At 56.7% G+C, this 23441-nt stretch carries 17 protein-coding genes; 5 read left to right on the top strand and 12 right to left on the bottom strand.

The features are described 5' to 3' along the window. Positions 1-150: 150 nt before the first annotated feature. Complete coding sequence (locus AC3WKX_RS17440; RefSeq protein ID WP_102604757.1) at positions 151-609, top strand: helix-turn-helix domain-containing protein; 459 nt, start codon at positions 151-153, stop codon at positions 607-609. Between the two features lie 111 nt (positions 610-720). Here AC3WKX_RS17440 and AC3WKX_RS17435 read toward each other — a convergent pair whose 3' ends face one another. The 7 genes from AC3WKX_RS17435 to hrpB (AC3WKX_RS17405) form a co-directional block, all read right to left on the bottom strand. Continuing rightward, positions 721-1764, bottom strand: a complete 1044-nt coding sequence (locus tag AC3WKX_RS17435; RefSeq protein WP_102604758.1) for a hypothetical protein — start codon at positions 1762-1764, stop codon at positions 721-723. A 48-nt stretch (positions 1765-1812) separates the two neighbouring features. Beyond that, on the bottom strand, positions 1813-4335 hold the full coding sequence (gene hrpB, locus AC3WKX_RS17430) for an ATP-dependent helicase HrpB (RefSeq protein ID WP_102604768.1): 2523 nt from the start codon (positions 4333-4335) through the stop codon (positions 1813-1815). 96 nt (positions 4336-4431) lie between these two features. Next, on the bottom strand, positions 4432-4863 hold the full coding sequence (locus AC3WKX_RS17425) for a hypothetical protein (RefSeq protein WP_102604759.1): 432 nt from the start codon (positions 4861-4863) through the stop codon (positions 4432-4434). A gap of 1 nt (position 4864) precedes the next feature. Beyond that, entirely contained in the window at positions 4865-6913 is a 2049-nt protein-coding gene (locus tag AC3WKX_RS17420; protein WP_102604760.1) for a site-specific integrase, read from the bottom strand. Next, complete coding sequence (locus AC3WKX_RS17415; protein ID WP_256579766.1) at positions 6913-8763, bottom strand: hypothetical protein; 1851 nt, start codon at positions 8761-8763, stop codon at positions 6913-6915. Before AC3WKX_RS17415 ends, AC3WKX_RS17420 begins: the two co-directional genes overlap by 1 nt. Before the next feature lie 40 nt (positions 8764-8803). Further along, on the bottom strand, positions 8804-10294 hold the full coding sequence (locus tag AC3WKX_RS17410; protein WP_102604769.1) for a site-specific integrase: 1491 nt from the start codon (positions 10292-10294) through the stop codon (positions 8804-8806). A gap of 88 nt (positions 10295-10382) precedes the next feature. Further along, positions 10383-12857, bottom strand: a complete 2475-nt coding sequence (hrpB, locus tag AC3WKX_RS17405) for an ATP-dependent helicase HrpB (protein WP_102604762.1) — start codon at positions 12855-12857, stop codon at positions 10383-10385. Positions 12858-13107: 250 nt separating this feature from the next. Between hrpB (AC3WKX_RS17405) and AC3WKX_RS17400 the strand changes: the two genes are divergently transcribed. Together AC3WKX_RS17400 and AC3WKX_RS17395 are read left to right on the top strand one after the other, a co-directional pair. After that, a complete protein-coding gene (locus tag AC3WKX_RS17400; RefSeq protein ID WP_003215492.1) occupies positions 13108-13527 on the top strand; it encodes a hypothetical protein in 420 nt (139 codons plus the stop codon). Positions 13528-13542: 15 nt separating this feature from the next. Then, positions 13543-14436 carry a cation diffusion facilitator family transporter gene (locus tag AC3WKX_RS17395; RefSeq protein WP_102604763.1) on the top strand — a complete coding sequence of 298 codons (894 nt, stop codon included), beginning with the start codon at positions 13543-13545 and terminating at the stop codon, positions 14434-14436. On the opposite strand, the gene AC3WKX_RS17390 is transcribed toward AC3WKX_RS17395, so the two are convergent. After that, entirely contained in the window at positions 14433-15560 is a 1128-nt protein-coding gene (locus AC3WKX_RS17390; protein ID WP_102604764.1) for a DUF6515 family protein, read from the bottom strand. The two genes, AC3WKX_RS17395 and AC3WKX_RS17390, sit on opposite strands and share 4 nt — an antisense overlap. A gap of 414 nt (positions 15561-15974) precedes the next feature. Here AC3WKX_RS17390 and AC3WKX_RS17385 point away from each other — a divergent pair, with 414 nt between their 5' ends. Further along, a complete protein-coding gene (locus tag AC3WKX_RS17385) occupies positions 15975-16454 on the top strand; it encodes an Lrp/AsnC family transcriptional regulator (protein ID WP_003194418.1) in 480 nt (159 codons plus the stop codon). Between the two features lie 228 nt (positions 16455-16682). Further along, entirely contained in the window at positions 16683-16892 is a 210-nt protein-coding gene (locus tag AC3WKX_RS17380; RefSeq protein ID WP_026077819.1) for a DUF2788 domain-containing protein, read from the top strand. Here the strand turns inward: AC3WKX_RS17380 and AC3WKX_RS17375 are convergent. From AC3WKX_RS17375 to AC3WKX_RS17360, 4 genes are all read right to left on the bottom strand, one after another. Further along, positions 16887-17528, bottom strand: coding sequence for a pseudouridine synthase (locus AC3WKX_RS17375; protein ID WP_003215483.1), 642 nt, complete (start codon positions 17526-17528; stop codon positions 16887-16889). The genes AC3WKX_RS17380 and AC3WKX_RS17375 overlap by 6 nt on opposite strands. A 71-nt stretch (positions 17529-17599) precedes the next feature. Then, the gene (gene amn, locus AC3WKX_RS17370; RefSeq protein WP_172834544.1) at positions 17600-19099 is read right to left on the bottom strand and encodes an AMP nucleosidase; all 1500 of its coding nucleotides are present in this window, start codon (positions 19097-19099) and stop codon (positions 17600-17602) included. Positions 19100-19273: 174 nt separating this feature from the next. After that, positions 19274-20926 (bottom strand): acyl-CoA dehydrogenase family protein, encoded by a 1653-nt coding sequence (locus tag AC3WKX_RS17365; protein ID WP_102604765.1) that lies wholly within the window; start codon positions 20924-20926, stop codon positions 19274-19276. 88 nt (positions 20927-21014) lie between these two features. Then, a complete protein-coding gene (locus AC3WKX_RS17360; protein WP_102604766.1) occupies positions 21015-23393 on the bottom strand; it encodes a hybrid sensor histidine kinase/response regulator in 2379 nt (792 codons plus the stop codon). Positions 23394-23441: the final 48 nt, after the last annotated feature.

Genomic DNA, 23441 nt, shown 5'->3' with positions numbered 1-23441 from the left:
CCCGAATCTTTGAGACAGGTCTACGTCCTGCAGCGGGATCGCGCTGCTTAAACAAAAACCCGTTAAGGCAAAGTCCCATCCAAGTAAATATATAGATTTGTATGGGTCTACGCAATCGCGGCATACCGTCCTGCTTTGAGGGGAGTCAGGATGTTGCTTCGCAACGCGTATGCGGCAGTATTACAGTTGCTAAGGGCTCGACTGGGTCTGACGCAGCACGATATTGCTATAGCAGTAGCGCCATCGCACGTAAGCCAGCTTGAAGCGGTCAAAACGTCAGCAACGCTTGAGGTCAGCCAAGAGCTTGCAAAAGCGCTCAATCTGCATCCTGTATCTTTGCTAACGCTCGTTCACGCTGCCAAAGATCAGAAGACTGCCAGAGACGTTCTTCTATTAGCCATGGAGGAGTTGAACGCTATCGAACTGCTCGATGCCTCCCTCCCTGCTCAGCCTGAGAAGCTCCCTCACCCGCAGACCGTGGCAGCAGAGAGAAAATGGGAAGCAGTCCAGGAGCTTAAAAAGGAGGGACGCAGCCAAGCAGAGGTGATAGAGATTTTGGGACTACCGAAATCAACAGTCGGTCGACTTTGGCACAAGGATATTTCGTAGAGACAATTTGCTAACAGAGACGCCGCTGCGAGAGCCGACATGTCACCGACTCCAGACTGGGCGTCTGATATATCAAATGATCTGCCCTAGGCATTCAGCTGCGTGAAGAATTCAATCACGCATCGCTTTTTCGAACGTATGGGCGTGATACGAACAGAGTCCTCCATTCTCCTGATCGTCCTGTCCCAATCCTTCCTCACATACCCAACATTCGGTGTAATCGAGCTCAGCTGAGCACCATAGGCATGTCTGCTCAAAGCTCACGAAAGTTGCACGATCACATTGATAGCAGTTTTCGACGCTGGGCTCCTCTCCATCGCGAGGATCGTACTCATGGGCCTTGTTAAGCGCTTCGACCATCAACGGGCCAATTAGAGCCCCGTGGCCGCACGCAAGACACGTGTATCGAAAACAATCGTCGTTGTGCTCTACCAGCTCTCCCAAATCCAACGAGTCTTGCGAAGGCATTAGCAACGAGGAGGCACACTCCTCGCATTGGCACTCATCAAGCCAAGGCTCCATCCCCTTTGGAACCCCTACATCATTCCAAGCCTCTTTGCATTGCCTGCTCGTATCCACAAAGAATTTGTGGTGCAGCAACATGATTTGCCAGGCCTCGGCCAGAATTTCAGCCGGTGGCTCCTGCAATTGGGTTTGAATAAAGTCTCGAAGCACAGGGAATAGCTCAGCCACGAAATCCGCCACCTCACCCAATGTATTGGCAGGGTGCAGATGCTCTAGGTGATTACGACATTTCTGCAGCTTGTTGATGACGTCCCAGTCGACCTCAATATCGAACGCTTCAAAGCGTTTTTGGATCGTTGCAACATCAATGGTTGTGGGCTTGAACTTGCCCGCCGGCAACCATTCGACCCCGCGCGATCCATCGCTTTGAGGCAGAACCTCAGGAGGTATGAAAATTAGGGCGGCAGCATCAGCGGGATCATCGACGCAAGTGGCGATCTTGTACTTGAAAAGCAAAAGTACGCCAGCGAATAGATTCCGTATCGCAGAGAGGGCTCGCGTAGGATCTCCCCCTTCTTCTGGCTGACGTAGGCACCGCTCGAAATCCTCGACGCCCAATCGAATCGACGTCAAAGCATTCTCACGAAGTTTTTCTGCATCAAGCTCGGGGATTAAACGTTGTTGAACCACTTGGTAATACTCCTGATCCAAACCGCGCTATCAGCATAGTCAATAAGCCTAGGTACCTCGCGGTTTCGCCCTTGCGGTAGCTTCTGCGATCAAGGGGTCATCAGGCCAAAAATGCTTGGGATATCTGCCTTTAAGGTCTTTCTTGACCTCGTCATAGGTCGACTTCCAGAAGTTTGCTAAATCCTGGGTGACTTGCACAGGACGTCGCGCTGGCGATAACAAATGGAGCTTGAGTACCTGCCGTCCGTTGGCAATTCGCGGTGTGTCTGCAAGGCCGAACAACTCCTGGAGTCTCACAGCCAATACGGGAGGTCGCTCGCTGTAGTCGATTCGAATATTCGATCCGGAGGGCACAGAGATCGTCTGAGGCGCCTGTGTTTCGAGTTGCTGCGGCAAAGGCCAGGGCAAAAAGGTGCGCAGAATCGATGGAAGATCAATCTGCCCAAAGTGGCTGAGCCTGGTTACCTTCGTGATGTAGGGAGCAAGCCACTTCCCTAGAGATTCCAGAAGCACCTGGTCACGAAGATCTGGCCAATCACTTGTGCTCCCCTTCTCCAAATCCAGATCCCGCAAAAGCGCCACACGCGCTTGCCACTGGCGCAACTCTGGAGTCCAAGGTAAGAGCTCAATTCCCTTGCGCCGGATGTAATTGATCAACGCTTGGACGCGAGCTTCTTCATCAAGGTTTGCCAGAGGCGCAGAGGAAAGAACCAACTCCCCGACTTTCAACTGCCGCTCCGCTCTAAGCACACCTTCTCGCTCATCCCAATCCAGCTCATCTACCTGACGGACTTGCTCCTTCAGAACGGATTTGAACAGCCCCTCATCGAAGTCCGCCGCCAAATAAATACGCTCTTCACGCTGGCCTTGGCGACTACCTAGATCAGCGATCACCAACCATGAATGCTTCATCAGCACATCGCTTTCGGTAAATATGGCTGCACGGCCATTGGCGAGACGATACTCAGCACCACCAGGGCGACGTTGTTGAGCGACACGGTCGGGGTATGCCAGGGCCAATAGAGCTCCCACCCACCGAGAGTGCTCAGGATCAGTCACCGGATTGACAATGGGGCCGCGCAGATAAGAACGGTATTGCTTGGCAAGCTGCCTAGCACGTTGCGCACCGCCTTGCTCGGAACGCTCGGCACGCTGGTCTCCAGAGACGATTGCAAGGCGACTGTGGATATCCGCACCGGCGCCACGCTGGATATCACGCTCCCCCAGTACAGCGGCGATATCGCATGCGAGATGTCCAAGGCCGAACGCATGACCTCGCAGAAGCAGATGGGCTATGCGCGGATGCGCAGGCAATTCCGCCATATCTTGCCCGTGCTTCGTGAGTTTCCAATCATGACTCAGAGCCCCCAAGCGAACTAGAAGGTCACAAGCCTGGGAGTAGGCAGCGGCAGGCGGAACATCCAACCATTTGAGATCAGTGGGCTGCACGCCCCATCTGGACAGCTGCAGAGCGAGTCCAGCAAGGTCGGCCTGCTGTACCTCTGGAGTACCGTAGCCTGGCAGTTGATCATGCTGGGTCTCTGACCACAGGCGATAACAAACACCAGGCTCGAGACGACCCGCACGTCCCGCTCGTTGAGTCGCGCTCGCTTTCGATATCCGCTGTGTGTCCAATCTGGTCATCCCGCTGCGCGGGTCGAACCTAGGCACACGCTCGAGCCCCGAATCGATTACTACTCGAACACCTTCGATAGTCACGCTGGTCTCAGCGATGTTAGTCGCAAGGACAACCTTTCGCTTTCCTGCAGGAGGTGGATAAATCGCCGCTCGTTGTGCAGTTAGCTCGAGCTCTCCATGCAAAGGGCACAACAGAACGTCTTCTCGATCACCCAAGCGATCTTTCAGAGACTGATGCACTCGTCGAATTTCTGCCTGCCCAGGTAGAAACACCAAGAGACTTCCACCTTGGTCTTCCAGAGCATCCAAGCATGTCGAAACCACACGCTGATCAAGATAATCGCCTGATTGATAAGGAGCTCCCCAGATCGTCGTGACCGGGTACATACGGCCTTCACTGGTGACAATGGGGGCATCGTCGAGCAATCGAGAGAGCCGCTCACCTTCCAGCGTTGCGGACATCAGCAACACTTTAAGAGAGACATCGTCTCGTAGCATCTCGCGCCCATTAAGAGTCAGCGCCAAGGCCAAATCTGCATCAAGATTTCGGAGATGGAATTCATCGAAGATGACCAGGCCCACGCCTTCAAGTGACGGATCCTCCTGCAGCCTGCGGGCAAGAATCCCTTCGGTCACGACCTCGATACGAGTTTTCGGCCCTACCTTGCTCTCAAGCCGAATACGGTAGCCAACCGTCTCTCCGACTTTTTCGCCAAGCTCACTTGCCATACGTTCCGCAGCAGCGCGGGCAGCGAGACGTCGAGGCTCAAGCATCACGATGGTCTGCCCTTTAAGCCACTCTTCACCAAGAAGCGCAAGCGGCACTCGCGTGGTTTTACCGGCTCCGGGAGGCGCTTGTAGAACGACCTCATTGCGATCATTCAACGCGTCTAGAAGGGCCGGTAAGGCGGCATCGATTGGCAACGTACTCATGCTGACTCCGAACATTAGAACGCAAGTATACGGTGGTCAGTGAATACGGTGCATGGATTACCGGGTGTCGGGTGGATGCAGCTTCAATGACCTAACTTATGTGGTTTGGCGACGTTTAGATCCGTGCTTGATCTCACTCACATTGTTAAACTTCTTCACTTCGACTTCCAAGAATCGAACCCTTTCGACGAGTTGGACGTTCTGTGTCATGACCTGATAAAGCTGCTCTTGGACGATTTCAAGCTCGCTACGAGCCTTGTCCACCTTTTCATTTGCACGCTTAATCTGCTGCGCCTTAGAGGCACTCGCAGTTCCAAAACTGGTTCGGAAAGCCTCAATCTGCGCAATGAGCGGCTTATGAGTGGGCCGATTTTTCTTCAAATAGCCTCGATCAAAACCCGCTTCGAAGCTGACGATTCCTGCAGTGATCTTGGAAGGGTCTAGCCCCACATGAACCGCGAGGTTAGGTTTGCCCACTTTCAGACGCTCGAAAGCGTCCTCACAAGCTTTAATTCCACTACCTGCCATTTCAATAGACCTCGTGTACAGGAATGAATTGCTGGTGAAATTTCTTCAAGCTGAGCAACTCGGCCTCAATTACTTGATATTCGCCCGAACCAGGCTCGTACAGAGCCAGATCTGCTTCATCATCGGCAATTGCACTCTCAAGCTTATCTTGCTCGAGGATTCCATCCTTGCAACTCAAGCAGGGGGTGATCTCGCCTAGAAGAAAAGTCTCGCACTTACCGGTTTTGGTACACGCACCCAAAAAGGTTGGCCGATAAGAAATCTTTCCATCTTCAGCTTGTTTTTCAGTTTCTTCTCTCAGATCCACGAGATGAATACCACCCTTAGCCATTTTCTCACGCTGGTTAGAGATGTAACTACCTACGCCTCCGAATAGCGGAGCTTCATCACCGAACGCATGAGATAGCAAGTCATAGGCAATATTCATAGGAACGCCTGTTTGATATTCAAAGAGGACATGGTTTTTTGGCAAAACAAAATCACCTAACTTTTCATCGTAGTAGCCAAAAATTGTTTTCAGCCTCTCGAAATTGTTCGCATAATATCGCGTCATCTGAGTGGACAGATGCTTAAACTGTTTGCGAAGGCTCGGAAGGGAAATGAATCCAGTGCTGCTTCCGTAAAATGCCAATGAGCGGCGAAACTGGTGACTGGTAAGCCGCCAAGGCACCCCAACTTTAAAACGATCATCGCCTGCAAAATCACGAGTGGGATCGCTGGCTTGCAATTCTTCAAGGTCATTTGGTTGAATGATGTAACGGGTCAGTAGAAACTGGGGTTTGGATACCTCGTTCCAACTCGACACACCAATTTTTGTATCTGCCCTATTGATGATCGCAGGATTGAGAAATAGCGGCATATCCTCGTGATTCACGCCGAACAGATGCGAGATTGCACGACAAATGGCGCGGGCAATTTCGACAGCACGGACGACCTCATCTGTAGCTAACCAAGCCGCGGTCTTTCGGTATCCAGTGAATTTTGTCGTACTAGAAATTACATTCACGATCATCGGCTTATCACGAACCGTGCCTTCGTCATCTTCAGTAGCGGAAACAACCTCCTCCTCTCCAAGGCATTTATAAGGCAACCGCATCACTTCTTGATCACGCATACCCGTGTAAACGTGTATTACCGTTTTCAAAATCCACTGAATCTTCAAGACAGCCGATGACAGAACGCCCCTCCCCTCGCAGGATAAGTCACCAGTAAAAACCTTTTTAAGCTTATGATTTTTTACTGCCTGGTCAAACTCGGGCTGAAAAAAAATTGTATCTTTGTTGATCACTTTCTGATGGTTGATGGTGTATGCATAGCCTTCATGCTCAAAACACTTTAAGAATCGCTCTATCGGGTTTTTATGGATATATAGCACATCCATCCTGTCTCCCAATGAGTTAATAACATCAAGATAAATACGAGTGGGGATCACAGGGTGTTGCTGAGCTTTTTCATCCCCACCGAAATCGAGGTCAAAAACACCGTGAAGTTTGTAACCTAGCCGAGCCTCACCAATGGCGACCATGTGGGAGATTAGGGCACCCGTCAATTTTCGTTGAGTTCCGCCTATCTCATCCTTGTCCATCCAATGCCGGTACGCACTCAGGTATGCCGGATTACTGAACAACTCCTCCAGACTAATAACGCCTACTAAAGGATTGTCCTTGAAGCCGTAACAAAAACGTGCGGCGGTACGCAACGTCATGAAATACTGATAAAGCATACTCGCACTAATCCGGCCCAATTGGCCGCTATCGACGTAGAAAAGCAAACAAAACAACAGATACCGCACCTCTTGAATAAGCGGTTCCTGATCAGCGAAAGGCTTTTCAAAAATTTTATCAAAACCAATTGCAGAAATTGTATTTGCCTTTAATCGGATGGGATTTAGATCCCATCTAATCCCACCATATGTAGCCGTGACCTTTCCATCCGCAGTCCGACAGATAACAAAATCATCAGATGGCCTCCAAGTAGGATCGACTGGGATAAGCGCTGCTGCTTCAAAATTGAGAATACCGTTGTCCAGGTTTTCAAAGAACTCGGCCATTAAATATAAATTCCCATTTTCTCATAACGCTGGAGGCGACTTTCCCAGAACGGAGTCAGTTTTCCCAAGTCAAAAACTTTTTTCCTCATTATTTTTACCAAATCAGCGGACGCATCCGATCTCTCAGAAATCGCATCGAGAATAGCGTCTATCCGAATTGCCACGTCCTTAAACGTTTCTTCCGAATACTCAAAATTCGGTGCATTCTCCCTGATTACCTCGATCACATATTGGAAACTCATCAGCTTCTGGATGTCAGTCTCATCAGAGTGCACAACATAGTGAATACAGAACAAACATCCATACTGTGTTTTGCAATCGGGCTCAATCGCAACGACGGGAATGTCTTTGCTTGGGTTATTCATCTCGTCGCAGTGACCAACCGCGATTGGGGTTACCCCTTTGTGGTCTGAGTTTTTGACTCTTTCGGCAGCTTTCTTCACTGCAGCCCAGTAATTTGCGAATTCTGCTTTCTGATTGGTTTTGGTTATACCGGAGTATGACTGAGCATTTGTGCGTTCACTGTGATTCATTACCGCACTCACCAACAGCGGGGAGTGTTTTAAATGCTGTAGCGTCAGGCTTTTAAACTTCCGAACCAGCTGTGGAGGAATATTCTTCGAATCCTCAGGAACAAAAACGCCTTGAAGTTGATTATAAAACTTGGTTGAGAATCTACTTTCAAGCGGTACGAACTCAGCGGAGGAACGCCCCGATCTATCCAGCACATTGAAAAATAGATATTCACACTCGCAGCCATCAAGAATCCAATCTCTAAACTTCAGATATTCACGCAGGAGTTGCATGCCCGGCCCCCTTCCGATGGGATACGTAACTTTCAATCCCTTCGCTCTTAACTTTGTAGCAGTTAGTTCTTTTTTTAATGGGGATTTCACGAGCTCGATTGCATCATCGTAGAGAAACTTGATCACCTCGCCCGAGTTCGCACCTACAACAAGATTTATCAGGCATGCAAAAGCTCTCATCGCGAAAGCAGCTATTTTCATTCTGAACGGATGATGGGAGTCGGCATTGCAACTATCGATAAGTTTTTGGGCACGGTCAAGAGTTTCGCGATGATCTGGCAAACGTGTTTTGGGTTTGGCCTGTCTCAGCTCTTCAAGCGTTAAGAGCCGACCGTCGCGATAATTATACGCCGAAAAACCATACTCAACCTCTGAATAGGGCGTAATATACCTTCCATTACCAGGAAAAAAATGAGTACGATATTCCTTGGTTTCAAATTGCATTGGGAATGGAGCTACGCCCACTAAGAATCTAGAAAAAGTCAGCGCAATGTTCAAAACGATATCGATGTACTTTTTTACATCATCATCCTCAGGAGGTTCCAAACCTTCTTTTCTCGCTTTTATGCGCGAAACTCCGGCTACGATATATTCGTAATCGTTTGGAAATTGGAGTTGAAGCGTCCGCTTTAAAGCTTGCTGTCGTTGCTGACCGGTTAAGGGAGCCATACCTGCTGGTTTGAGAACCTCTTGAAAGAGATAGTTCGTATAATCTAAATATGAAACCCTGGCCGCCTCGGGATTACAATATACGTCGCTATGCCCGTTGGCGTCACACCAAGCAATGCCGTAATCAACGTACTTAAAATCTGTTTCGATGCTTTTGTGCGTTAGCCCCCTAACATAATAGCCATCTAGTAGAGCGACTATGAGATTTTTTCTACTGTTAATGAGAGAATCAGGGTTGACCGAATATCCACCGGTGAGTTTATCAATTCGCCCTCGAACGGTGTAGGCGCAGACGCCTATATCGAATGGGCTAACTCGATGAGAAAGCTTTAAAGCTAGAAATTCTGGATGCAGAATATCTGCTTGGTTACCCATATGCGATAAATCAATAACTTGAATTCCTCTAGCCTTTATATTATTTGACATTATTATCAACTAAAAACAAATCACTGTAAGTGGAAAGTTTGAACAAGGCATTTTCATAATCCTCCTGAGCGAGAATCTTCTCAGGAATCATTGTAAAGAGCTTCAGGTAGTTCTCCGTCGTCTCTCGACGCTCATGGTGCAAGCGCGATTGTATGATCGAAATTTCGTCACCAGGCTGCAAGCTTCCATCCTTAAGTCTTGGCGTTAAACGCTGATATAGCTGATAAGCGAATGTAGCTCGCAGCCAGTGATAAGTGAAATCCTTTGGAAATTCCGTGGAAGCACTTTGCATGATCTTCTTTTTTAAAGTATCGGTCACCGCACCCAGCGGCCTAAACTTGGCAAAAGGATAGCGAGGGTCGGTAGATGCCATGTAATAGCAATTGTTTTGCTCCGACAGAAATACGTACATCTCATCTTCTGCTATTGCTTCAAGTTCCGGGTATTTCATCGCATAAGCAGCTTGAAACTTTTGCCGACGTCTTTTTGCATACGGGCTTCTGACGTATGTTATCAAATCGTCAGCTAGTTGCTTGGGAACGTGCAGGATGTGAGGCTTGCTATTTTTGGTGTCAATCCCCGTTCCTGGCCCTGCGTTTAGAAGATACGACCCGTCGGATTGAAGCTTGCTTTTTTGCAGAGCCTCTACATGCTTTACCCGAAGAGTTAATACGGTTTGCTTTCTGGCCCCCGTCATTACTGCCGATAGTATGATCAGGCGTTCTTGAGCGCTCCAATTATCTAACTCGATAATATCGATGAGCTGCGCAAGCTGCACGTTTGCTAGAGGTCTTAAGCATTCACCTTCATCGTCTACAAACCCCATCGGCACATTTTTTATTTTATTATAGCCTTGGGTTTGGCTTCTTTTCTCTACCGTAATTTGTGTCGCTATTCCGTACTTATTTTCAATATAAAAATTTATCTCACGAACGGTATCAACACGTTCAATATCAATTTCATGCCAGTTGTTCGATACAAACTTGTAAAAGTTATAAACAACCCCGGTATACTGGTTAGCCACCTGCGCACCGCGTTCCGGCATGTCTATCAGGTGGCGATGATACCGATAGGTTGGTCTTTGAGTTATCCGTTTTCCCGAAAAATCAAGCCAATCAATATTGTTGCTTTCGCAAAAAATCAGATAATCAAGCAGACGGCTTGCTTTACGCCTTGCCTCATCTGTTGGGCGACTTTTCGAGTGCTTGTCCCTGACAAGATTAAGTATGTATGAGTTAGCTTCAATCCAAGGCTCACCATTGCGATGAAACAGAAACGGCAGATTGAAAATACTTCGAGATATTGCGTCACCGAGCAACTCGTTTGCTTGGTAGCCATGAACTGAACTATCGACGCCATTGATTGTGACAGGCAATGAACCAGCTGGCTCTTGACCGAAATGAAGATCCGCAAAAGCTTCACGAACTTGCGGTATTACAACCAACCGGCCTACATGAGCCAGATTTTCGAAAGCGGCCACCAAGACCCCCCACCCCAACAGAAGTGTCAATGATGAACGTTAAGCGATTGATTTTAAAGAAAAATGTCAATCTTTGTTCGTTGCGTGATTAAGCTACTTGGAGAACGTTGCGTGATAGCTTGGGATATCGCCCCTTCAAATCCTTCTTCACCTCGGCGTAAGTACTGCGCCAGAAGTTCGCCAGGTCCTGCGTCACCTGCACGGGCCGTCTGGCCGGCGACAACAGGTGCAGCTTGACCACCTGCCGCCCGCCGGCGATCCGCGGCGTATCCGCCAGCCCGAACAATTCCTGCAAGCGCACCGCCAGAATCGGCGGCTGCTCGCTGTAGTCCAGCCGCACCGACGAGCCCGACGGCACCTTCAGATGGTGCGGCGCCAGCTCGTCCAACCGCGCCGGCAACGGCCACGGCAGCAGGTTATGCTGGAAGCTGGAAATATCCAGACTGGCGAAATGGCTCAGGCGCGACACCTTGCCCAGGTACGGCATCAACCAGTGTTCCAGGCTGGCAAGTAAGGCGCTGTCGCTGACATCCGGCCATTCACTGGCCTTGCCGCTATCCAGACCACGCAGCAGCATCACCCGCGCCTGCCATTGGCGCAGCTCCGGGGTCCAGGGCAGCAGTTCCAGGCCTTTGCGCCGCACCAGGTTAACCAGCGCCTGGCTGCGGGCGGATTCGTCGAGGCCGGTCAGCGGCTCGCGGCTGAGCACCAGTTCGCCGACCTTGCGCTGGCGTTCGGCCCGCAGCACGCCTTCGCGCTCATCCCAGTCAAGCTGGTCGACATTGCGCACCTGCTCGGCCAATACCGAATCAAACAACGCCGGATCAAAATCCGCCGCGAGGTAAATCCGTTCTTCACGCTGGCCCTGGCGGCTGCCCAGATCGGCGATCACCAGCCAGGGTTGCTTCATCAGGCTGTCGGCTTCGGCGAACAACGCGGCACGGCCGTTGGCGAGGCGGTATTCGGCACCGCCCGCCCGCCGTTGCTGGGCGACGCGGTCCGGGTAGGCCAGCGCCAGCAACGCGCCGAGCCAGCGCGGATGATCGGGATCAGCCACCGGCTGCTCTGCCTTGCCTCTTAAATAGCCACGGTATTGCCGCGCCAGTTGGCGGGCACGCTGCACACCGCCCTGGGTGCCACGGGCCTTTTCTTCACCGGATAACAGGGCCAGGCGGCTGTGCAAATCCGCACCGGCACCACGCAGGATATCGCGCTCACCCAACAGTGCCGCCACGTCACAGGCCATGCTCGCCAGGCCCAGATCCTGACCACGCAGCAGCAAATGAGCGATTCGCGGGTGCGCCGGCAACCCGGCCATTTTCTGGCCGTGGGCGGTCAGCTTGGTATCGCTCAACGCTCCGAGGCGCTCGAGCAAATCCTGGGCCTGTGCATAAGCCGCGGTGGGCGGAACGTCGAGCCATACCAACTGAGTAGGCGCCACGCCCCAGCGGCCCAATTGCAGGGCCAAACCGGAAAGATCCGCCGAGAGAATTTCCGCACTGGAATACGCCGCCAGCCCTTCATGCTGGTCCTCGGACCACAACCGATAACACACCCCCGGCTCCAGTCGCCCTGCCCGGCCGGCACGCTGGGTGGCGCTGGCGCGGGAGATGCGCTGGGTGTCGAGACGGGTCATGCCGCTGCCCGGGTCGAAACGCGGGACCCGCGCCAACCCGGCGTCGATCACCACGCGCACGCCGTTGATGGTCAGGCTGGTCTCGGCAATGTTGGTGGCCAGCACCACTTTGCGCTTGCCGGCGGGCGCCGGGTCGATGGCGGCGCGCTGGGCGGCCAGGTCCAGTTCGCCGTGCAGCGGGCATAGCAGCACCTCGGGGTTATCGCCCAGCGCGTCAGCCAATTGCTGATTAACCCGACGAATCTCGGCCTGCCCCGGCAGGAACACCAGCACGCTGCCGGCTTCATCATGCAGGGCTTCAAGGATGGTCTGCACCAACCGTGGCTCGATAAATTCGCCGGGCTGGAATGGCCGGCCCCAGCGCATCTGCACCGGGTACATGCGCCCTTCGCTGCGCAGGATCGGCGCGTCGTCCAGCAAACCGGCCAGGCGTTCGCCTTCCAGGGTGGCGGACATCAGCAGGATCTTCAGTGGCTGCTCGTCGCGAAACAGGTCTCGACCATTAAGACTAAGGGCCAGCGCCAGATCGGCGTCCAGGCTACGTTCGTGGAACTCGTCGAAGATCAACAAACCCACGCCGTCGAGTGCCGGGTCATCCTGCAGGCGCCGAGTGAGGATGCCTTCGGTGACTACTTCAATACGGGTGTTGGGGCCGACCTTACTGTCCAGGCGAATGCGGTAGCCAACGGTTTCGCCGACCTTTTCTCCCAACTCGCTGGCCAGCCTTTCTGCCGCTGCACGGGCGGCCAGGCGGCGGGGCTCGAGCATCAGGATGGTTTGCCCGGCCAGCCAGGGTTCATTCAACAGCGCCAATGGCACCCGTGTGGTTTTACCGGCGCCGGGCGGTGCTTCGAGCACGGCTTCATGGCGCGTCGCCAGGGCGTCACGCAGGGCAGGTAAAACATCATCGATTGGCAACGAATTCATACTGGCTCCAAAGCAGAGCGGCGAGTATAACGGCGAACTGCCGGGTGTCGGTGGTGGTCTCAACGACACGGCCCCGTACTGACTGGAATGCGGTCAAAGGTGGGAGCGGGCTTGCCTGCGATAGCGGTGTGTCAGCCAACACACCTGAAACTGAACCACCGCCATCGCAGGCAAGCCAGCCCCCACACTTGATCATCGTCGCCTTGTAGACTGGCTTATAGTCACTTTCATTATGTTCAAGGAGAGTCCCATGCGTGTTGCTTCCCGTGTCATCGGCGGTGTTCTGGCCGTCACCCTGCTGAGCCAGTTGACGGCCTGCGGCTCGATTTTCTACCCCGACCGCCGGGGCCAGATCGACGGCAAGATCGACCCGGCAATTGCCGTGCTCGATGCGGTCGGCCTGCTGTTCTACGTGATCCCGGGCCTGATCGCCTTTGGTGTCGACTTCGCCACCGGCGCGATTTACTTCGAGCCTGGCAAGACCGCCCAGGTGGCCCCGGAAAAACTCCAGCAAGCCATCGGCGCCGACGGCAAGGTCGACAACGCCAAGCTGCAAACCATCATCCAGAAAGAAACCGGGCGCAATCTGCCGCTGGACGACCCGCGCATGATCCAGTTCAAGGGCAGCGTGCAACAACTCGCCACCCTGGGCCTGCAACCCGCCGCTTAAGGACTGACCCGCCCCATGACCACCAGTCCCGAACACGCCCGGCTGTTGCGCCTGGCCACCCGCGCTTCCGTCGGCGTGGCCTGTGTGCTGATTGTGACCAAGGCCATCGCCTGGTGGCTCAGCGGCTCGGTGAGCATGCTCGCCGGGCTGACCGACTCGCTGCTCGACGGCGTTACCTCGCTGCTCAACTTGCTGGCCGTGCACTACGCGTTGCGCCCGGCGGATGACGATCATCGTTATGGCCATGGCAAGGCGGAATCCCTGTCGGGCATGGCCCAGGCGTTGTTCATCGCCGGCAGTGCGGTGTTGATCGCCTTCCAGGCGTTCCAGCGTTTGCAGCATCCGGAACCTGTGGGCGCGCCATGGCTGAGTATTGGCGTGATCGTTCTGTCCCTGGCGTTGACGGCGGCGCTGCTGATCCTGCAATACCGGGTGATCCGCGAAACCGGCTCCAACGCCATCCGCGCCGACTCGCTGCACTATCGCTCAGACATGATGCTCAACGGCAGCATCCTGGTGGCGCTGGTGCTGGCGGCGTTTGGTTTTCATCAGGTGGACGCCTGGTTCGGCCTGGGCATCGCGGCCTACATTTTGTGGAGCGCCATCCAGATCGCCCGGGAAAGTTTTTCGGTGCTGATGGACGAGGAACTGCCGCTGGATGTCAGCCAGCACATGCTGGAACTGGCGTGCAGCGTGCCCGGTGTATTGGGTGCCCATGACCTGCGCACGCGGATTTCCGGCAGCCACTGGTTCGTGCAGTTGCACCTGGAGTTACCGGGGGAATTGAGTTTGTCCGTGGCCCACGGCATCAGCGACCAGGCCGCCGATGCCATCCACAAAGCCTACCCGCGAGCCGAAGTGCTGGTGCACGCCGACCCGCAGGAAGTGGTCAAGGGCGCGAAGGCCTAGTACTGCACCTGATACCCGCGACTGCTCAGGCAGTTGCCCTGGGCCTGGCGGTAGGTTTGCACCACGGCCGGGTCGGGGGCGTAGGTGACGGTCCTTGGGTCAAAGCCACTTTGCTGCACCGCCCAGCGATAGCAGTCGTAACCGTCCTGCTGGACCTGCGCCGGTGACTGGCCGTTGGCCGGGTAAGCCACCACGTCATAACCATTGCCCTGGGGCACGGGTTGCGGCGCTGGCGCGGCGGGTGGCGGCTGCACCACAACGTACTGCTGGCTGCTTTCTTCGTAGGTGTAATAGGCACCGGCGGCGAGGAAGAACAGCGCACTGCCCACCCACACTTCCCGCGCGTAGTCGGGCAGGTATTGCACGCGAATCCCGTAAGGCGGCGTCACGACGACATAGCGCGGGCCTTGTGGGCGATACCAGTAGCCACCCGAGAAGAAGTAGTCCTGGCCGCGATACGGCACGCGGTAATTGCGGTCGGGGAAGCGATCGACGATATAACCCGGACGGTATTGCGGGCCGGGCCCCCAGCCATTGCCGTGCCCGTCGGGGCGACCTGGCCAGCGGTGATCGTTGGGGTGGTTATTGCCACCGCCGTTACCCCCGTTGAAGCCGGGCCGGCCCGGGCCACCCTGGCCGCCATTGCCGGCCTGCCAATGCTGGTTGCCGTCGTTGCGACGCGGGATGTCCTGGTAATTGCCCTGACGCGGTTCCTGGGTCTGGCGCACGGTATCCGGGCGACCCTGGATCGGCAGGTTATTGGCCGGCTGCGGCGCCGGGTGCGGCGGTTGCTGCTGGTTGCCTTGTGGACGACCTTGCCACTGGCCACCCCCATTCGGGCGCTCGACATTCTGGTTCTGCGGCCGTGGCTGATTGTTTTCGAAATGCTGATTCTGCGGACGCGGCTGATTGTTCTCGGGCCGAGGGGCTTCAGGACGCGGTTGATTATTTTGTGGTCGCGGTTGGTTGTTCTGCGGCCGAGGCTGATTATTGCCTGGATGCCCTTCCGGGCCTCTTTCATGCTGACCACCGCCTTCCTGGCGTGGCGGGTCGTCGGCCATCACTTGCGCACCAACGCTCATCATCAGCAAACCAACACCTGCCAAACGCCAGATGCGCTTCATGCTATTCCTCACTGCGGATTAGGGCCTACACGTAAGACTGGAAAACCGGGGCCCGGTTCTGCGAGAGGTTATCAGTCACGAGAACTATTTTCGCAGGCAATAAAAAGGGGCGACCCGTCGGTCGCCCCTTGAGAACTTCGTCCTGGCTCAACGCTTTTGACGTTGGCTCACCTCACGCCGTCTTGTGGACAGTGTGCAGCCCGGGGGCCGGGGCAACCCTGTGGGGTTGGCGGCCGCAGCCGGCCTTATTGGCGGGCTGCAGTGGACTGTATGTCCGGGCAGTGATTCTGTTGATAACTCTACGCCTCGGCCTCGGGCAGATGATTGCGAAGATTGCGTCAATAAACAGTGCTTGCGCAATTTTTAACCCTGGATAGATAATTCACCGCAATAGTTACGACAAAGGCCAGCCCCATGAGCAAACTTGACCGATACGACCTGAGTATTTTGGCGGAATTGCAGCGCGACGCGAGGATCTCCAACCAGGAGTTGGCCGAGCGCATCGGCCTGTCGCCTTCGCCGTGCTCACGCCGGGTCAAGCAACTCGAAGACGACGGCTACATCGCCCGCCAGGTCGCCTTGCTCGACCGCAAGATGCTCGGCCTGAGTCTCACGGCCTACGTGCTGATCGGCATGGACCGACACACCCCCGAACGTTTCGAGAACTTCGAAGCGGCCATCCGCACCTTGCCGCAAGTGCTGGAATGCAGCCTGGTGACCGGGATGGACGCCGACTATCAGCTGAAAGTGGTGGTGCCAGACATGGATCACTACCAGAAGCTGCTGCTGGGCCACCTGACCCGCATCGAAGGCGTCACCAGCGTGCGCTCAAGCTTTGTGCTGAACCAGGTGCTCAACAGCACCGAGCTGCCGCTGACCCACCTGCGCACTTAAGACCAGCGCGGAACAAATGTGGGAGCGGGCTTGCTCGCGAATGCGGTGTGCCAGGCACCGAATGTGCTGACTGATCCACCGCATTCGCGAGCAAGCCCGCTCCCACATTTTGACTGTGTTCCCGCAGGGTGGTAAGTCTGCGGCAGACCGACGCAGGTCAATGTCGCGCCGATTGCCCTGGCGTATAATCGGCGCCCTGCCCCAGCCGGAAACGACCCGATGAACTCGATTGATCCCGCCGTGTTTGAAGAATGGATGATGACCGGCCTGGTCAGCATCCTGATCATTTTCATGGGCTTTATCGTCTGGGACCTGGCGAAGAAATCCAAGGCCGGGCGCTTTGGCTCGATGATCCTGTTCTTCGTGCTGGGCCTGGGCGTTGCCGCGTTCATCATCAAGAGCGTGGTGATCGGCCTGATCGAGTCCGGCGCCTTATAAGCGCGCCGGCACTTCTTTCCATTGGCCTTGGTCCAGGCCGTCGATTGACCAGTCACCAATCCGCACCCGCACCAGACGCAGCGTCGGCAACCCCACCGCCGCCGTCATGCGCCGCACCTGGCGGTTACGCCCTTCACGAATCACCAGCTCCAGCCAATGGGTCGGCACGCTCTTGCGAAACCGCACCGGCGGGTTGCGTGGCCACAGTTGTGGCTCGTCCAGTTGCCGGGCTTCGGCGGGCAGGGTCATGCCGTCATTGAGCTCCACACCGTCGCGCAGGCGTTGCAGCTGTTCCTCGGTCGGTTCGCCTTCCACTTGCACCCAATAGGTTTTCGCCAGCTTGTGCTTGGGGTCCGCGATACGCGCCTGCAATTGGCCGTCGTTGGTCAGCAGCAACAGGCCTTCACTGTCACGGTCCAGGCGCCCGGCCGGGTAAATGCCGGGGATGTCGATGAAATCCTTGAGGGTCGCCCGCCCGCCTTCATCGCTGAATTGGGTCAGCACATCGAAGGGTTTATTGAACAGGATCAACTTGGGATCGGCCGGTGGCGCCTTGGCGACACGACGCGGGGCTGACGAGGTTTGCGGACTTTTCACACCGGGGCGGCGGGAAACAGGACGGGCAGGACGGGACATGGCAAAGGAACATCTAACGGTCAGGACCGACAATGCTAGTGGCCTGACCGTTAAATAACCATCCCAACCGTTTAGCGGAACGGCGGCTCGTCGAAGCTGCGCAGTTTGCGCGAGTGCAGCGAGTTGAGTTCGGTGCGCAACAGATCCACCGCCTCGATGCCGATCTTCAAGTGCTGGCTGACCGCACGCTCGTAGAACGCGTTGGCCGATCCCGGCAGCTTGATCTCGCTGTGCAGCGGTTTATCCGACACACACAGCAACGTGCCGTACGGCACCCGCAGGCGGTAGCCCTGGGCGGCGATGGTACCGCTTTCCATGTCCACGGCCACGGCGCGGGACAGGTTGATCAGCGGACGTTCCTGGGCCCAGCGCAGCTCCCAGTTGCGGTCGTCGTAGGTCAGCACGGTGCCGGTGCGCAGGCGTTTTTTCAGCTCTTCGCCTTTCTCGCCGGTGACGTTGGCCGCGGCTTGCTGCAAGGCCATCTGCACTTCGGCCAGGGCCGGGATCGGAATGTTCGGCGGCACTACCCGGTCGAGAATCCCGTCGCGACGCATGTAGGCGTGAGCCAGCACGTAGTCACCGATGGTCTGGGATTGGCGCAGCCCGCCGCAGTGACCAATCATCAGCCAGCAATGCGGACGCAATACGGCGAGGTGGTCGGTGATGTTCTTGGCATTGGACGGGCCAACGCCGATGTTCACCAGGGTCACACCATGGCCGTCGCTCGCCTGCAAGTGGTAGGCCGGCATCTGATAACGGTGCCAGACCACGCCGGCAGCAATGGCAGACGCTTCGCCGTGGTCCATGCTCTTGTCGATGATCACATTGCCCGGCAGCACCATGCGGATAAAGCGCGGGTCGCTGCGCAACTGTTCCAGGCCATGCACGATGAACTGGTCAACGTAGCGGTGGTAGTTGGTCAGCAAAATCCACGGCTGCACATGGCGCCAGTCGCTGCCGGTGTAGTGCACCAGGCGGCGCAGGGAGAAGTCGACGCGGGCGGCATCGAACAATGCCAATGGCAGCGGGTCGGTGTTTTCCCAGTCGTACAGCCCGTCGGCGATGCCATCGGTGGCGGCAGACAGGTCGGTACTCGGGAACACCCGCGCCAGCGTGGCGGCAGTTACACCGGAGCCGGCCAGTTCGTCACCCTGCTCCACCACGTACGGGTAGGGAATGTTCTGCTGGCTGACGCCCACTTCCACCGTCACGGTGAAGTCGTGCATCAACGGCACCAGTTGCTCCAGCAGGTATTTGCGGAAGGCCGACGGATGGGTGACGGTGACGCTGTAGGTCCCCGGCAACTGAACCTTGGCATACGCCCGGGTGGTCTGTGGGACTTCGCCCTGCACCAGGTAGGTCAGGCGCAGTTCCGGGTAGCGAAACATCGCACGTTGTTCAGCGTCGGGTTCGACGCGGTCTTTGAGGTAGCGCTTGAGGGCTTGATTGAGCGCGCCAGTGGCACGCTCATGGAGAGCCGCCAGCCGATCCACGGCTTCTTCGGCGGTTTGAACGACAACAAAAGCTTCGGTCACGGTAAGCATCCTGTGTTCTGACTTGCAGGCCTTCATCTTGCCTGTATCCCTGGCGCACTGGAACACCGGAATTGGAATGCGATCAATAATGTGGGAGCGGCGGTGCGACGATTCGACTTGCTCGCGAAAGCGGTAGGTCAGTCAGCACATGTATTGGCTGATCCACCGCCTTCGCGAGCAAGCCCGCTCCCACATTTTGACCGTGTTTGTTCAGGAAAAAGGAGGTGTCGAGCGCGCGACAATCGCTTCCACATTCACACCCCGCGGCAAGGTGCCATAGACCCGGCCCGACGACTCACCCAGTCGGCTGGCGATAAAGCCATCACTCACACTGGCATTGCCCGCCTCCAGCAGCAGCTTGGCCTGCAACGCCACCGCGATGTCCTCGGTGAGTTGGCGGGCACGGTACTGGATGTCCTGAGTGTCCATGAACGCCGACTTCAACTGCTCGATATGCCGCGCCAGGTGCTTGTGGCCATGACCATCCCCCAGCTCGACAAACAGCGCCTCCAATACGCCCGGTTCTTTGGACAGGGCCCGCAGCACATCCAGGCACTGCACATTGCCGGAACCTTCCCACGTCGAGTTGACCGGCGCCTCACGGTACAAGCGCGGCAGGATACTGTCCTCGACATACCCCGCACCGCCCATGCACTCGGCGGCTTCGTTGATCATCGCGGGCGCGCGCTTGCAGATCCAGTACTTGCCCACCGCCGTCACCAGCCGGGCGAATTTGGCTTCCTGTTCGTTATCCAGATGGTCCAGCGCGCGCCCCATGCGCATGCTCAAGGCCAGGGACGCCTCGCTTTCCAGGGCCAGGTCGGCCAGTACGTTCTGCATCAACGGTTGCTCGCTGAGCACCCGGCCACCTACCAGGCGGTGAGCGCAATGATGGCTGGCCTGGGTCAGCGCCTGGCGCATCAGGGCGCTGGAGCCGACCATGCAATCGAAGCGGGTCATCGCCACCATCTCGATGATGGTCGGTACGCCGCGCCCTTCTTCACCGATCATCCAGGCCAGCGCGCCACGAAACTCCACTTCGCTGGAAGCGTTGGAGCAGTTGCCGAGCTTGTTTTTCAGGCGCTGGATGTAGAACTCGTTGCGGGTGTCATCCGGGCGGTGCCGGGGCAGCAGGAAACAGGTCAGGCCCTTGTCGGTCTGGGCCAGGGTGAGGAAGCCATCGCACATCGGCGCGGAGCAGAACCACTTGTGCCCCACCAGCTCATACGCCTGGCCCGGGCCGCCGGCGCCCACCGGGTAAGCGCGGGTGGTGTTGGCGCGCACGTCGGTGCCACCCTGTTTCTCGGTCATGGCCATGCCGATGGTGGCGCCGGCCTTGTGGGCGATGCCGACGTTGCGCGGGTCGTATTCGGTGGCGAGGATTTTCGGCAGCCAGGTTTCAGCCAGGTCTGGCTGCAGGCGCAGGGCCGGGACGCAGGCGAACGTCATGGTCAGCGGGCAGCCGGTACCGGCTTCGGCCTGGCTGTGCAGGTAGGTCATCGCCGCGCGGGCCACATGGGCGCCGGATTGCGGATGGGCCCACGGCAACGACGGCAGGCCGTGTTCGACGGCGGTGCGCATCAGTTCGTGGTAGGCCGGATGAAACTCCACCAGGTCGATGCGATGGCCAAACCGGTCATGGCTGTTGAACACCGGTTTGTTCTGGTTGGCCAGGAACCCGGCTTCCATCAGCGGCCCGCCCGCCAGCGCACCATAGGTGTCGATGCGCTGCTCGGCCCAGCCGGCGCCGAAGCGTCGGGACCAGTCTTGCAGCGGCAAGTCGATACGGTACAGGTTGGTGCCGTCCAGGGACGGTGGCTGGTTGGTGACGTCGTGGGTTTCGGCGAACTGGTGCAGGTTCATGACAGGCCTCCTGAAAAAAGGCCACGTTCATTGAGGCCTGAATTTCAGTTAAGCACCGTCACCCGGGTTAAAAAAGTGGCATAAACGCCTAATTTGCGGCGCTTTCACCCTCAACCATATGCAACAACCGCAGTTGCAGCACCCGTTGCAGGGCCTCGAAACGTACCGGCTTGGCCACTCGGTCGGTGATACCCACGCCGTGGCAGCGCTCGCGTTCCGGGGCTTGTAACGAGGTGCTCAAGGCGATCACCGGCAGCTCACCACAACCGGGCAACGCACGGATCTGGCAGCACAGCGAAAAGCCGCCCTCGGGCACATCCAGCAACACTGCGTCGAAGGTTTGACTCTGCAGCAACGCCAGGGCGGCCGGCCCATTGTCGACGGTTTTCACCCGATAACCGAGCTTGAGCAACATGCCGCGCACCACCAGTTGCGCCACGCTGTTGTCGTCCACCAGCAGCACCGTGCACTCCTGCGGCGTGCGTTGCGCCTGCGGTACTCGCCGCACGGCAGCGAGTTCGGGCTGGACGGGGCTGACCGCAAGCTCCAGCTGGAAGCGACTGCCGCGCCGCGGCTCGGAATTGTGGGTGAGGCGCCCACCGAGCAACTCGATCAATTGCCGGCAGATCGCCAGGCCGATGCCCATGCCGCCGTATTGACGAGTGGTCGAGCCATCGAGCTGGAAGAAGCGCTGATACAGGGTCGCCTCATCGAGGTAGGCGAAGCCGATGCCGGTGTCAGTGACAATGAAGGTCAGGCGCAGCGTTCCATCCGCCTGGGGTACACCGACCACCCGTACACGCACCGAGCCCTCGTGAGTGAACTTGAAGGCATTGTCCAACAGGCAATCCAGGCATTGCGCCAGCTTGCCAGGATCACCGTTGATGCGGTCCGGCAGGTCTTCTGCCAGATCAATGGAGAACGCCAACCCCTTGTTCTGGGCGCTGGCCGCGAACTGCTGGCGCAAGGTGTCGAGCAGCCCACGCAGGCTGAACACTTGGGGTTGCGGGCTGAGGCGCCCGGCCTGCAATTCGGTGAGGGTGAGGATGCCGTTGACCATGCGCATCATCTCGCGGGCCGCACCGGAGGCGGTTTGATGGTACTGCGCGAGGTCGCCTGGCAGCGGCTCGGTCTGCATCAATTCCAGGGAGCCGATCACACCGTTCATCGGCGTGCGCAGCTCGTGGGTCAAGGTGGCGAGGAATTCATCCTTGAGCTGGTTGCTGTGAGCCAGTTGCGTGTTGAGCACTTCGAGTTTCTGGCTGGCGTCGAACAGGATTTGCGCCTGTTGCTCGCGCATCGAATTGATCCGGTCGGCCAGCGCCAGGGACAGCAAGGCCACTTCCAGTGCCGAGCCGATCTGGCTGGCGTACATCGTGAGGAACACATTGGGCAGGTAGCCCAGCACCATCATCGTATTGACTACACCGCCCAGCAGGAACGCGGTCCAGGCGATGATGAAGTATCGCGCCATGCGCTGGCCGCAATACCAGGCCTTGATGGCCGCGACGAAGATGGTCACGGTAAAGACCAGCGCCAGGGCGGTGGCCAGGCGCAGCGCCAGCGCATAACTGGTGAACAATGCCAGCACCATCACCACCCCGCCGCTGACCGCCAGGGCCAGCAACAGCCGGTTGATCCAGCGACTGTAAAGCGCGGTGTGCAGGAAACTGCGGGCAAACAGGCTGCCGAACAGCGCCGCCGAACCGATCAGGAAGGGCACCGCCGCGTTCGCCCACCACGGGTTATTCGGCCAGAAATACTGCACGGCGACGCCGTTCACCGACAGCTGATACAGGCCGAACGAGGCGATATAGAGGATGTAATAGAGGTAGCTGGTGTCGCGCACGCTCAGGTAGATGAACAGGTTGTAGATCAGCATGCCGAGCAACACGCCGTAGATCACACCCAGCACGTACAGGCGCAATGGCTGTTCTTCGAGGTACGCGGTGGTGGACCAGAGGGTCAGCGGTGCCTGGATCGAGCCCTGGCTTTGCAGGCGCAGGTACAGGGTTTCCTGCTGGCCAGGGACGAAGTCGAGCTTGAACAGGTAGTTGCTCTGGCGGATTTCGCGGCTGGAAAACGGCAGGATGCTGCCGGTGCGCGACACCAGTCGATAGTTGCCGACACTGTCAGGCTCGTACAGCTCCAGTTGGTTCAGCGGCGGGTAAGCCAGTTCCAGCAGCCAGCGGCGCGGGGCATCCGGGCGCTGTGCGCGGTAATGCAAATCGACCTTGAGCCAGAACACCGAGCGCGAATAGCCGGCATTCAATGTGGCTTTGTCGTGGGTCTTGAAACGACTGGCGAGGACCGGCGAGCTGATATCGCCAATGGTCAGGGCGCCACTGGGGTCCTCAAGGACTTGCATCACTTGGCCCAGGGGCAACCGCGTGGTGGTCTCGTTGAACTCGACTGCGCCGGCCAGCATCGGCAGCCCGGTCAACAGTAACATCAGCAAATAGCGCATAGAGCCCCAGCGTGACCTGTCCGGTTATGTCAAAAGCCTCCATTCCTT

The organism is Pseudomonas sp. GP01-A4, assembly GCF_058780865.1.
This window is presented reverse-complemented; position numbering and strand designations above follow the sequence as displayed.